A 14450-nucleotide genomic window follows, 5' to 3' on the forward strand; every position below is an offset into this window, starting at 1 on the left:
GGGAGCCGCACCGTGCTGAACCGTGTCGGGGATGTTGGGTCTGACATATGCTTTCCGATACACCGCTGGATATAGATGTATACAGGTATATAGAAAGCAGGACCAGCGCAAGTCTCGTGTCGTTGTTACGGGGCAGCGGTAGCTTGGCGCGTGCCGTCGTTCAGCATGTCCCTGTAAGCGCGAATACTGCGGCTGTGGACATCGAAGAAGGCCTCGGGATCTCCGGCGTTGAGTGCCGCCGAAAGATCATTCGCTGTCCCCTGCAACCGCCCGGCCGCAGCACCGGGGTCAGCCAGTAAGGCCGTCATCAAGGCAGGGGCCGACCGGAAGAACAGCAGCGACTCCATATGGCGGAGCACATCATCGGCCAGGAGTGGCAGACAAATGTCCTGAACCGCTTTGAGCACCTGCCAGAAATGATCGGGATCGGTGCTCTGCGACAGCCGAGAGGCCCGTCCCTGCAGGACCATCGTCAGATCGTCAGTGTCGGCGTCTGAGCTGATCATACCAAGCTCTGAAACGGCCGAGATCATCCGCGCCCGAAGCTCCAGATATCCATCGGCGAGCTCAACCGAAAACGGCTCGACAATGGTGCCGACGCCGGTGCGTACAGAGGCGAGCTTTTCGTATTCAAGCCGTTGCAGTGCTTGCCGGATTGGCGTGCGGCTGACCTCGAATTCACGGCCCAGTTCGCTTTCGTGAAAGGTATCGCCCGGTTGATAGACTCCAAGACAAATCCGGTCGCGCAAGGTTTCGTAGATCAAATCGACACGGGTTTTTTGCGCCATCGCACTTGTCTTTCCATACGGGGCATGAGCCAGCCGGGTTCGATCTTTTCATATGCCAAGCAAAACGAAATAAACAGTCTTCGCGGGTCGGGTGTCGGATTTCTGCCGCGCCCATGTGACGATCCCTGCTTCACAGAGGTTTCACATAAACCTACTATCGCCGCGATGATGCAAGCCTTGACGATGATACCGGCCCGTTTGAAAGCCGCAGGCCGGATTTTCGTCTGCGGTACGCCGGGGCTGGTGATCCTGCCCAACGGCGATCTGGATCTTTGCATGGTCACACTTGAGAACGAAATGCGACGGCTGCGTGCGCATGGTGTCAAGACACTGATCGGTCTGACCGAGGATGCGGAGCTTGAATGCGTCGCCTATGAGGACATCGCAGAGATGTCGGAGGCGTTCGGCATTGGGTCGCGACGCTTCCCGGTCCCGGATTTCGGCATTCCCGCTCCGGCGCAGGAAGCGCATTGGACGGATCTTTCACGAGAGGCGCGCGAGATCATCGCGGCTGGTGATGCAGTGGCAATCCATTGTCTGGCCGGGGCCGGACGCAGTTGCATGATGGCCGCCTGTCTATTGGTGCAACTGGGCTTGACGCCCCAGCGAGCGATTGCGGCCGTGCGCCAGGGTCGGTCTGATGCCATCGAAACGCCTGCCCAGTATGACTACGTTCACGCGACGCTCATCCCGTCCTAGTCTCTCGCAGCCGAATGCCCCTTTTCTCAGCTTGCTCAGCGCGGCCTCAGGTATTTCTCGCGCTGTTACCACACTGTCATTTGCAATGATCTCAGACTCGGTATAGCTGTATACAGCAGGAATGCTCCGCCTGAAGATAAGATGGCCGGAGCAAAACGGATCCGGGGTCTGTTCCGGATGCTCTGATAGCGGAGAAAAGCCATGTCTGATCGCAAAATTCGTACCAAGACTGGCTACATCTACGACTTCGACAACTACGTTGGCGGCACGTCCGGCAAGATCACCATTACCGCGCCGGATCAGACCAAGCGCGAGGTTGAAACCCCTTTCAAGGTGCGCAATCTCCAGGTGGTTGAGATGCCCGGTGGGGATCACTTTGTCTGGGCGCTGCAGCGCAACGGTCAGATCGAGGTGGTCGCACTCGATGACGCGGGTGAGTTAGACTACACGCGTTCGAAGATCCTGTCAGGCATGTTCAATGCGACGGGTCGACGCTACAGCCACATTGCGGTCGGAGCCTCGGGCGCCTACGCCGTGGACGACGCAGGCTATATGTACGGCTTCATCCACGGCACCGATCCCGAAGGCTTCTTCAAATCGGGAGAACCCGTGATCCCCGATCCTGCACGGATCGCCGAGGCGACCGTAAACACGGCTGGCAAACTGGTTCTTACCGACAAAAGCGGTACCGTCACGACTATCGACACCTTTGACGCGCAGGCTCTGGCACTTACGGCGGATCTCATCGCTGCGCCCGACGGTAGCGAGCGGTACTTTCTCTCTGGCACTCAGATCTACCGCAAGGCCGCCGGTTCGGAGCAATGGCTGCGTGTCGCCGGACTGGAGCCGGTAATCGACATTTGGCGCAACGCCGATGCGACGGGCACGCAGGCTGGCTCGGTCTTCGTCAAACTGGCCGGGTCCGGCGCGATCATGCGCTTTGACGGTCAGGCGTTCGCGGCGATTGACACAGATGCCGTCCCAACGGCGGAGACGGTCAAATATCTGACGAACGGAGCAGGTGGCAGCTGGAGCCTGGGTCTGGATGGCCGCATCACCACCGCCGACGGGGCTGTTCTCTCGATCCCTGATGCGCCGGGCCCGGCGCCGGTGCGGATCGTGGATTTTGCCGTTGCCGCGAACCGTGTCATTGCCGTCGATGCGTCGGGCCGTGCGTGGGAGGTCACGGGAGAGACCACAGCCACCCAGTTGGGCGACGGAGAAGGCTACAACCAGGCCAACATTGACGCCCAAGGGCGGATCATCCTGCGGCACCGGGGCGACGGTGTTCAGGCGCCGACCCGTTTCGACGTGGTCGAGGGCGATGCACTGCGCCCGCTAATCGGCGTCGATCAACCGGCACAGATCGTTCTTGATGCCGCACATGAAGGCACCATGATCGTCGACCCGGACGGGCGGCGATATTCGCTGATCGGCGGCTCGGTCCATTACTTTGACCATCAGGAAGGAGCGTGGTTTCCCACCGGCGCCGACGATGTCCGGTCGCTGGTACTGGGGGCGGACGGCGGCCTTTACGCTCAGGTGGGACCTAGCCGCATCTGGAAGCTCGACCGCTACGGCCAGCCACAGCAGTACCTGACCGATACCGTCACCGCGACGACGCCGGACGGCGAGGATCACCGCCAGCGGATGGTCAGCACCACATTGGACATGAACATCGAGAGTTTTGCCGTGGATCGGGACGGCAACATTCAGGCGGTGGGCCAACTGCGGCGGGATGCGGGCGGCGAGGCCACCAAGGAAGTGATCTTTGTTCCGTCAACGCAGAACAAGTGGAACGAGCAGCTCTTTGCCCTGTCGGGTCCCGCCGTTGCAAACGATGAGACACAGATCACCTGGAGTATCGACGGCGCGCTCAAAACACACGTTCTCGACGTGCGCCAACAGCTTCGGGTTGGGGACAAGACCTATTATCTGTCCGATACATATGGCGTCTGGTCTTGGCAGGACGGGGCCTATGCGCCGGAACATATCGTTGCTCCGGAACTGACGCCGGAGACCCTTTTTGCGACCCCCGACGGTCGATTGGGGGTGCGTGCAGCCGATGGCACACAGCAGATTTTCAACGATCATCTGTGGAGCGCACCCGCAGAGCCGTTGCAAACGATCCCGGACTTCCTTCGGAATCTGCCCACCGATCGTCGGATGCAGATCACCGTGGACCGAGATGGCGTCACCTGGGTGCTGTTGACGGGGAATAATGCCGAACCTGAACTGCGGCGATGGTCCAAGGCGACGGGCTCGACGACAATTGCCAATCTGAACGATCTGCAGGACGGTCGCACAGCAACCGCCATCGGTCTGGATGCAAACGGCGGTCTTTTGGTCACGGGTGCGGTATTGGCCACCGATGATCAAAAGCAGTTCCGCGCCAATAGCGATGGCAGCTGGAGCCTTGTCGATCAGCGCAGCGTTCCAACCACATTCGACAAGTTCTTCGACAACGTTCAGCGCAAGAACAACTCTATCAAACTGCAGTCATTCATCGGACGAACCGAATGGGCCCGCTGGTACATGGGCGCCTGGGAGAAGATGCAGGGCACGCGAAACCGTGCCGACCTCAGAACCACGCGATCGGTCAGCTATTTCAGCGGGCTGAAGAACTACGTCGCCTGGGCCTATGAGGCGATCAAAGACTACCTTAGCTACGGCGCACCCTGGCGCGTGGATTTCATGAGCCGGGCCGAAGTGAGCAACCATAACCGGCAATTGCGTCGGTTGCCGCTGGTCGGCCTTTATGACGCCGACGCCGATCTGCGTGATGCCGATACCAAAGCTCTCTTTGCCGAGACGAAAGAACGACTGACTGCCTCAAGCCTCGATGCGCTTCAGCTCATCAAGACGATAATCCCCTCCTATAAGTCTTCCTACGTCGGGGACGGTACCCCGATTTTCCGGAACCCTGTCCTGAGTGACCTTTACAACAGGCGGGTAGCGCTTTTCGGCGAGAACGATCCCCTGGCCCTCGCGCTCTTTGACATCAAGGACACGAACAAGATCTCCCAGGGGCGCAACCGCGTCGATTTGCTGATCGGCGCGATGATCGAGGATCAGGTGACGCTGGAGCAGATGAGTACCGCCGATACCGCCGAAGAGCTTCGGCAGACGGCGGCGCAGCACGCGGAGTCCCGGTGGGTACAGGCGCGCCGCATCGGCTATAGCAGCGTCTATCAGGTCGGTCGGGCTGTCGTCGGGTTGAAAAAGCTGCGCTCGATCTTTGAACGGGATCAGTTCAGCGCTGGTGTCGTGACGTCAGAAGGGGTCACGACGGGGACAGCAAAGGATACGATGCTCGACCTCATCCGCTCCATGCGGTCGGGCGAATCCGTCAGTTTTGAGAGTACCGCCGACCGGGAGGCAACGCTCTACCGGATCGTCAAGGGCGGCAATATTGCCCTTGGTGGTGCCGGGGTGGGCGAAGGACGCCTTCACGCCGGTATCAAGGATGATCGCGGCGTCGGTTTCAGCGTAAAGCGGACGGCTACGGGTTGGGACATCACGCTGGATCGCTATTACCAGAGCGGCCAGGACATTGAAGCGGTCCTGGGTCTGAGCTTCAACCCCGCCTACTTTCTGGACATCGAAGGGGGGCTACGAGCCCGGCGGAAGCACAAGACAGAGCGCGCCGTCAAATTCAGCATCGACGGTACCAATGGCGAACAGCTGCAGCGCGTCATGAACGGCTTGATGACGGGGGATGTCGACGCCGTTGAAACGTTGATGCGTGAGGCCAAGGAAAATTCTGCCAGCGTCAAGGAAAAGAGCTCTTACCGCGTCGGCCTCAGCTTTACGGCCGCTCTGCTGGGCAAGATCTCGGTCACGGATGGATACGTCGGTGATGGAAGCCCCACCCCCGACACGGCTTACCTGCGCGCGAAATATCTGGGTTTCTTTGCCGACTTCAACGTCATCGCAACCGACTTCGTGCGCAAGCAGGAAGTGAGCACCAATGCCAATGGGGTCAGCCAGATAGCCGTCTCCAGCGAAACGGTATCGAAGATTCACGACAAGACATCGGTGGAGTCCTACTATCTCGCGCTTGCGACCCGCGGCTTTACCGAGGCGGAGCTGCGTCAGACACCGGGCCGCGATGGGGACGGGGCCGACTTTGCCGGAACGCCCGATTCTATTCCGGCATTCGGCGGCGAGATTTACAAGGAATTCCAGGAGTGGGCGAAAAAGCTGTCCAAGGTCGAGCGCGCGTTTGTCCCCGATCCTGAAAAGATCAGCCTGGAGTTTGACCGCGACGGAAATCTGATCGGCGCGACCTATGACGTTGAAATCGACCGTACCGCCGCGTTCCTGGATACGCGCGCATACCGCGATCTGGTCGCAACAATGAGCGCGGACGAGCGACGTGCGTTCGATACTGATCTGCAAAAAGCACTGGCTTTCACCAACCCGGAAAACCAGAAAGCCATCGCCGACGGTTTGCAGGCGCTCCGTGCAGCTGCCGTGAGCAACGGTGCTTCTGACACTGAACTGGCCAAGATCGACAGGATGATTGGCCGCTCCGCGTTTCTCGACCGGTACGATAATCAGAATATTGTCAGCGCGCTCAAGGACATCTCGGGCTGGAGCCCGTTCCGGTCCCGCTCGGCCGAAGAAAAGCGCATCGCGAAAGGCTTGCTCAAGAGACTGGGCAACCGGCAATGGCGCAAGCCGACCAATCTCGATCTGGACAAGATGAACATCGAGATGAGCTTTTCCAAAGAGGTGGTTGCGCTGATCGGCAATCAAAACGCCGAGGGAGGCCGGTCGGAATTTCGAACAAAGGCACTCAAAGAAGGACTGTCTGTTGATGCGCCGCGGATCAGCAAGATAACGATCGACAATAGCCGCTCGGCGCGCGGCTATCGCGGCGCCAGTGGTCTTTTCTTCTATCTGACGAGCACGCGAGGCATGAAGCTCAAACGGCTCGGCGCTCTGATGACTTTCCCGGTCGATGGAGAGGGGCGCAGCCGTTACAAATCCTCGGACAGCACCGGCGATATCTTTGATACCGGGCGCAGCTACGATGTGACGGACAACGCCCAGAGGAACCGGATCGTCCGACAGGTGGCCCATGGGCTCAACAATCTCCGCGTGATTGCACCCTACGGGATCGGGCCGGACGGCACGACCGCAACTGCGGCTCAGACGCCTGACAATCGCACCATCTATTTCATCAACGGGGTGCCGACAATCAAGGTTGGCGCCAAGGTCGTGATCCTGCCGCTGGCGGCGGTGGAGGCGCTCATCGCGCAAGACACAGACAACAACGGCACGGTGATCAATGACACCATGGCGCAGGGTGAAAGCCTGCGACTTCTGCTGCCCGAACCGATTGCCGATTACGACACGCTCAAGACCCGCGCCGCTGTTAATCCGGGCCGGATCTCTGCCTCGCCGGGGAACAATCTGCCGGACGACCCGGCGACACTTCTGGACATGCTGAAGAGCGATCCCGGCAGCTTTGAGCGATTGACGGTGCGGCAGCGCTATGTGCTGGGAACGATCTTTGCGCAAGGAGGTGCTGGTGGAGACGGTGTGGCTGTTGACGGTGCCTTCTATTCAGACAGGGCTTTTCTTAAGAAAACACTTTCGCCAAGCAGCCGTATCCCCAAGATCTTCTGGCGTCGGAGCGAAAGCGAGTACAACCTCTATCGGACGGCTTTAGGCGATCAGGCGGTGATCGAGGGGCGGGTACGGGTCAGCGAAGCGGTAGCACATCTCCGGCTCGCCCGAACGGGGACATTGCCGAGCCTCAGCGGAAGAATGACGATCCTGAATGCGCTGTCCAACGTGTACGGTGTTCGTAACCCGGATTATTCCCTGAAGACCGTGAACGCGTTCCAGTCACATGCCGTGAGTGGTGCAGGCACGGAAACAGGACGTCTGAGGGCGCTGTCGGCAGGCTACATGCTGGCATTGCTGAGCGACGACCGAAGTGAAGCGGCAAGCTACCTCGAAGCCATCAATCGGCAAGACGATGCAGCCGGTTTGACCTTTGGAGAGGATTTCGGAAGCCAACTGGTGGCACTCGAACAGTTGTCCAGCGGCGACAACGCGCCCTTTGAGCGTTCTAGCCGAACTCTGAAGGAGCTGATCGGTGCGGTCGTGCGTGCGGATGTATCGGGCACGCCAGTCGGCACTGATAGCGCACAACAGTTCCAACTCGGAACCCATGAGTTTGTTCTCAGCAAAGAGGCCAAGGGCGGCAAGGTAGTCTACGCCTTTTTTGATCCAAACTTTGGCCGTTTCGAGATTGCTGGCCCCGCAAATCCGGATGCAGCACAGACGAACCGGGTCATCTCGGCGCTAAAGGCGACGATCACGGCGCATCTGAACAAGAAGATCAAAAACGCAGGTCCTGTCAAAACCCTCGGTGCCCATTACGGCGTTCCGGTTCAGAAAGAAAGCGCTGACATCGGTGATTTGCGCGTTGAAACTCTGACCCGCAAGGCGACAGCGGACCTTACACCGGCAGCAACCGCCGCGATCAACGATGTTCAGGCATCCGCCGAGGCTCTCAACGGCGAAGTGCGCCGGGCGACCGAGACCAAGGTGAAAGTGGGTGACGGCAGCTATACCCTTGCGGATCTGCGGCGCGCAGGCCTCACGGTGCCGGATGGTGTCACGGATGTGACGGTCACCCTGCGCGACCAGATGCAGAACGGCGCCCAGATATTCGACCCGGGCCGGTTCTCGTCGTTCATGATCGACACGGTGCAGATCGGAACGGCAAGGTCCTTTGCCCGGATGATCGGCAGCGTGCTCAGCCTCGCGCCGCCAAACGTGAACGTTGACGGGCTGATTGCAGGCGATGCCGGTGCCACGTCCGCAAGGCAGGCTGCAGAGGACGGGCTACGGATCGTCTCGACCTACCAAATGGATTCCTTGCGAGCCGAACAGGCGCTTGTTAGCGCTGTCAAGCAGCGCGGCGTCAGCAATCCGCAGCCCTCCGCAATGGCTCGTTTTGCGGGGCGGGCGGATGGGTTCGCCAGCGGGATCGGGATCCTTCAGGGGCTTGTCGGGCTTACGAATATGACCAGCCGTTCGCAGCTCGCGGGGCTTAGCGACCGCGAGATTGACCAGATCATGATCGATCAGAAGGTGGCCGCGGCAAGCCTTGGGGCAGAACTAGGTGGTCCCCTTACCCAGATGACTAGCGGTTGGGTGGCAAGCAGGCTGTCGGGGGCGACATCTCCGGCCAGACGCATGACGCAATATGTGGCGGCACAGGCCTCGAAGGCCTTTGGCGGCCTCCTTGGAATCGCTGGTGCGGCTTTTGGCCTCTATTTCACCATCCGCGCGGCGGAAGATGCAGCGAGGACCGATGATCCTCGGCTGAAAGAGATCTTTACCGTCAACGCGGCCCTAAGCGGGGTCGGCGCCGTTGCAGGCCTCGCCGGTATGATCGCGGTGGCTGCGGCGGTTCCGGTCGTTGGTTGGATTGCGCTTGGGGTCGGCGTGCTCGCCGGTCTGGGCACGGGGATCTATAACGCCGTCAAGGCGGTCGAGCAGATCAAGGAGGTCATTCACCTCAATCCTCTGCAGACGCTCAACGAGGGCTGGAACGCCTTCTGGGGTATGGGTCCGTCGAATGAAACACGGCGGCGTCTCGCGCAGGTCTCCAACGCTGAACACCGCAAGGCAGTCTTCGATTACTACAATAACTCCAAAGGCCGCGATTGGGCAGAAAACGAGCTGTGGCAGGTGCGTCAATACGGAGGCACGCTGGGCAAGTCGTTCATCATGGGGTTGCACCGAAGCCCGGACATTCAGGAAAACAAGCTGTGGAAGGTACAAATAAACGGTTGGTGGCCGCATGACCGAGGCAGGTATTACGATGAGGGCGGCAAGGATAAGTTTGCCACACGCCGCGAAGCCGAAGCATGGCGCGATCACCCAGATCGCGATAAGGGCCGCAAATATCGCGTGGTCGAAAGCGCCCATAAAACATATGAGGTAAAGGCCAACGACAAGATGTTCACCGTGAACGACAGCTTTGTCGTTGTTGATGGCAAGGTGGTCATCGATACCGGCGGCCGACACGTCCAGGCCTTCAGAAACATCGCGACGGACATCACGCCATCACTCGCGCGGCTGCAGAATCCACACATCATCCAGCTCAACGCAGGCACCGACAAGGTCCGAACCTTGGTTCACGATCGCCGCGTTGTGGTTTTTGCAAAAGACGGTCAGAAGAGTATCTTGCTCGGCGAGAACGATGATACCGTCGTGCTGGACGAGGTCCTGGACCACGCAGTGACGGGCACCATTTCGGGCGGTTTCGGCGAAGATGTTCTCGTTCTGAAAGGTGCGCTTGCTCGCGACCATACTGCAAACGTCACTGTCGATCTGACTGCGTCTCGGGTCGCTATCGAGAAAGTTCGACATAGCGGTGGTACAGCATCCAAAGTGCTCGATTACAGCTTCAATGCGCTGAATTTCGAGAATTACGTCGGCATCCGAGACGTGGCCGAGACAGTTCACGGCACTGATGGCAACAACGCCCTGAATGGCCAAGGCGGTGGCGGCACTTTTTACGGGCACGGCGGGGATGACATGATTACCGCTGGCGGTTCCTATGCGGACATCAGGCGGGTGGATACGGTCAAAACCTATCCCAACACGGCTGCTGGTATCGTAAAGCGGGCTGTTCAGGCTGCAAAAATTGCGATCCAGCGGACCAGACGGCAACTGGAACTGAATGTCGCAAAATCAAAAATCGTCAATACCGTCATTCATGCCGGAGCTGGCAATGATAGGGTGGTGATCGCGCGGGGGCACGCTGGTACCGAAAACATCACAATTCATGACACGACAGAGGCCGGCGGAACGCTGTCCATTTCGATGGACTACGCATTGGAAGAGATCCAGGAAATCTCGGCCCAAGCGGACCGGTCTCTCTTGTTGAAGCTGAAGGGCGATGACGCGGCGAGGACTACGGTCCGCGTTGCTGGCTTTTGGAACGAGGACTGGACCCGGCGAGACATGGGGTTCAGTCTCATGACCAACGACGGATTTACAGTTGCGCCAACCGTCGCCGTGCATGCGCCAAACCCGGGTTTCGACACTGCAAAGTCCGCTTTGGGTTTCGTTGTGAGCTACAATTTCGCCAGTGATTCCAATGTCAAAACCAAAAACAATCGATACACGCTGTTACCCCTTGGCAAGACCTACGCGGACCTCAGTGCTGATGCACGCGGCTCCGACGAATACAAACGACACGATGCTGCCGCCAAGCGCTATGAAAGCGATATCCGCCTGTATAAGAGCCAGCTCGCCAGGATAGGCAACGGCAGGCGCAGCGGTAACAAGAAGCGGAACCTGCGCAACAAGATCGCAACGGCGGAAACGAATTTGGGAAATTCGCGCTATGCACGCGGCAAGGTCGTCTCGGATTACATCGCCGATCGTGAATCGGAAGTCGATCTCGAAACCGAGATCAAGCCCATCGACCATTCGCTCAAGGTCTTGCGGACAGCAGACGGTACGCTCATCGAGAAGACCCTGCACTGGAAGGACCACCCCGATACGGTGACGCAGACAACCCTTCAGCCAGGCTTTGGCATCCTTCTGCAGGCCACCGGACGTCAGGATGTGTTGGTCGGTACCGATGGCACCGATGTCTTCACCGCCGCGGCGACATTTGCGACGCTGAGGGGTGGGGATGGCGTGGACTATTACGTGATCGCGCCGCCTGCCACGCCGGAGGCGATTGCCGATCTCGACGACATGCGGCGCGACATCACGCGCGAGATCGCGGAGATCGACGCGCTGGAGCACAACGAACGCAAGATGCTTACAAATCGCCGGGAAACGTTGCTTACCGCCCGTGACGTGTTCGATGCACAGCACGCCAAGATGCTGGCACGCCGGACCACGGTGATTGAAAATTTCAGTACCGACCGCGTCGCGCTGGCTGGCGAGAGCCAGTTGGTGACCGATGCGCTGATCGTCGGTGTGGATCGCCACGATCTGCGCGTTCGCCGTGGCCTGGGCTCGGGTTCCAACAGTGTTGTGCTGGAGGATTTGGCAAACGATGCGATTGGCAAGGTTGTCCTGCACGATTTCATGGTGTCGGAGGAACACCGCCACATCATGGTCGTGGATAAAACCGGTGCAGCCTATGAGCTAAGCCTAAAAGACGGGGTCCCCGTTCTGTCGGACGTCGGTGTGCTTAGCCTGGATGATAGCGGCAATGTGCATACCGCCGCCATTGCCGCCAATCTTATTGTCGGTGGCGCAGGCAATGATGAGCTGACCGCACAGTCAGACGGGGCCGTCGGTGGCGATTTCCTCTTGGGTGGGGATGGTGATGACACGCTGACCGACAGCGATGGCGATGACAGCCTGTTCGGCGATGCGGGCGATGATATCATCCAGCTGACGGGCAAAGGCAACGATACCGTCATGTTGGGCGCAGGCCAGGATCAGGTGATGGTCGGCCCACAGGCCGAGGGAACCAAAACGATCCTGATAGAAGGCGCAGCTATTGGCGCGACCCGTATCGCGATCGTCCACGCGGTGAGCGACGCGCCTGCCGCTGGTGGAGATCTTGATCGCAATTCGCAGCTGAACATACGTCGGACAAACGCCAGCGACCTGATCGTTGAGTTTGCGAACGACGCGTTCGGTGAACAAGGTCGCGCGCGGCTGGTCCTTGCCGGTTACTTCCTGGAGGAGAACTGGCGCAGCGTTGATATCGAGTTGGAAACGCGTATCGATCTGCTCGACCAGCCAGACGAGGTATCTACCAGGACCTACAGCGCACTGGATCTCTACAGGCTGGCCCTTCAGGCGCCCTTCGTTTCATCGGAGGACGACTTTATCGAACTTGACGCCGTGGTTGCCAATAACGTGTCGGCAGGTGACGGCGACGATACCGTGATCGTGCGGGACATCACCGGCGATACGACCAGCTTTGCCAAGCAGCGCCTCAACGGCGGGGACGGGGATGACGTCATTCATTCTCACCTCGGGGTGGATTTCCTGATCGGCGGCGACGGCGATGATGTGCTCACGGATATGGGCAATCTCAAAGGCGGTACGGATCGGCTTTCGGGCGGGTCGGGCGATGACTGGATCACGGGATCGCTCGACAGTCTCAATTTCATCAACGGTGGAAGCGGCGACGACCGGGTGAGGGGCCGTGGCACTGTGCAGGGCGGCGCGGGCAGCGACATCGTCGAAGGCAGCGATGCCGCGGATACACTGTATGGCGGCGAAATACGCAAACCCCTGGAAGCACGGGAAGAGGATGTTGATTACATCCATGGTTACGGCGGGGACGATACCATCATCGGCACGGACGGCCGCGATATCGTCGATGGCGGCGCGGGAGACGATACGATCCGTACCAACGGTGGCGATGATCTGATTTTTGCCTCCGATGGCACCGACAGGATTGATGCAGGCGATAGCGACGACGTGCTGTCCTTTGCGATGTTCGGCCGGGCCGTAACGCAGGCGGATCTGCCGGAGATCGCCGGGGTCGAGCATATTGGCGGCTCTCTTTATGACGACCGTTTGCATACCGCAGGCGATATGGTCTCGCTCTCGGGCGGTGCCGGGGATGATCATCTGTCGGTTGGAAGCGGCAGCTTCACCCGCATGCAAACGCTGACCGGCGGCGCGGGTCATGACACGCTGATCGGCAGCACCCGCGCAGATCTGTTGATTGGCGATGCACAATGGCTCGTCACGTCAGAAGCTCTGGCCGCTTACGAGCAGGCGCTGTTGTCAGCAGATCCGAACCGGACGCCGCTGATGACCCAAGGCACTATCGTGCAGTCTGCCATGGCCCTGGGTGCCGAAGCGCGCAGATTGGCAGACGAGCTGTCGCCTTTCTCCACCAGTGAGACATGGGCTTACGTGGCCGCCGCTCTGACCCCTTACTGGTCGGAGATCGCGCTGCCGGACGGCGGCTTTGACGCCGAGGCACTTTTGCCCGAAAACCAGCTGAGCACCTATCCGTCAGGGCAGGCGCCCGCGGGTTGGACGGCATTGCCCAGTAGCGTTCTGGGCTGGGGAAATATCGGCAGCGACCTTCTGCAGAGCCCCACATCCAGCAGCGACAAGGTTGCGGTGTTGCATAGTGGCGGGATCCTCAACGAGGTTGGCGAGGCATTCGATAGCAGCAAGACCTACCGCCTCAGTGCCGACCTTGGCCGGACCAAACAATGGTCGCTCAAGTTCGCGCTGCGTCTTTATGCCGGGGACAAGATGATCGCGGAAGTTACGGACGAGAGCACCGACATCATCAAATTCAAGACCGAAGGCACCGTGGCTGTCCAGGTGATGGGGGCGGATTTTGCCGCTCATGATGGCGCGGACTTGCGGGTCGAGATTGTGAACCGCCGGGATGACAACCCCTACTGGGTCGACAATGTCACGCTTGCCGCGCGCGAGACCTATTCCTACGGCGGCGCGCGTGGCCCCGCCGGTGATGACACGCTGGTTTCGGGCGGCGGGAACGACTTGCTGTTCGGCGGTGCGGGCGACGATCACTATCAGATCACGACCGTCAACGGTCAGGTCGATGACGTCACCATCGTCGATCTCGAAGGCAATGATACGCTTGCCTTTGACCGCGCAGCCCCGGCGACTCACTTCTGGCTGAAACGGGAAGCCGAAGATCTGATCGTGCTGCGAAAGCGGTTTGGCGGTGAGGTCGCGCGCACGACCATCCGCGGTCATTTCGCCAACGTCGATCACCGCATTGAGGAGATCACCATCTCGGATGGCGACCTGTCGCTTTCGGGTGCCAATATCGACAAGCTGGTCGATGTGATGGCAGCGCATCGTCGCTTTGATGTCACGGCAGCCGTTGAGGGCGTCCCGGGCAAAACCGTGGAGAATGAGATCAACCGGCTCTGGGCGACCGTTCCTACTTGATCCATCGGTACCACTGCGGTTCTCGACGGTGACGGCGGGGTTGTTACAGACCGACCC

Annotated in this window: 3 protein-coding genes; 2 read left to right on the forward strand and 1 reads right to left on the reverse strand. The window is 59.6% G+C overall.

Going from position 1 to position 14450, the window contains the following annotated elements; genetic code table 11:
• Positions 1 to 125: 125 nt before the first annotated feature.
• Positions 126 to 788: a GntR family transcriptional regulator gene (locus Q1A53_RS14080; protein ID WP_299967887.1), complete on the reverse strand. Its 663-nt coding sequence runs from the start codon at positions 786 to 788 to the stop codon at positions 126 to 128.
• A 165-nt stretch (positions 789 to 953) separates the two neighbouring features.
• Here Q1A53_RS14080 and Q1A53_RS14085 point away from each other — a divergent pair, with 165 nt between their 5' ends.
• Entirely contained in the window at positions 954 to 1487 is a 534-nt protein-coding gene (locus Q1A53_RS14085; RefSeq protein WP_299967890.1) for a protein-tyrosine phosphatase family protein, read from the forward strand.
• Between the two features lie 201 nt (positions 1488 to 1688).
• Positions 1689 to 14393 carry a hypothetical protein gene (locus tag Q1A53_RS14090; protein ID WP_299967891.1) on the forward strand — a complete coding sequence of 4235 codons (12705 nt, stop codon included), beginning with the start codon at positions 1689 to 1691 and terminating at the stop codon, positions 14391 to 14393.
• Positions 14394 to 14450: the final 57 nt, after the last annotated feature.

Origin of the sequence: uncultured Roseobacter sp. (genome assembly GCF_947496515.1) — a bacterium.
Taxonomy (GTDB): domain Bacteria; phylum Pseudomonadota; class Alphaproteobacteria; order Rhodobacterales; family Rhodobacteraceae; genus Roseobacter.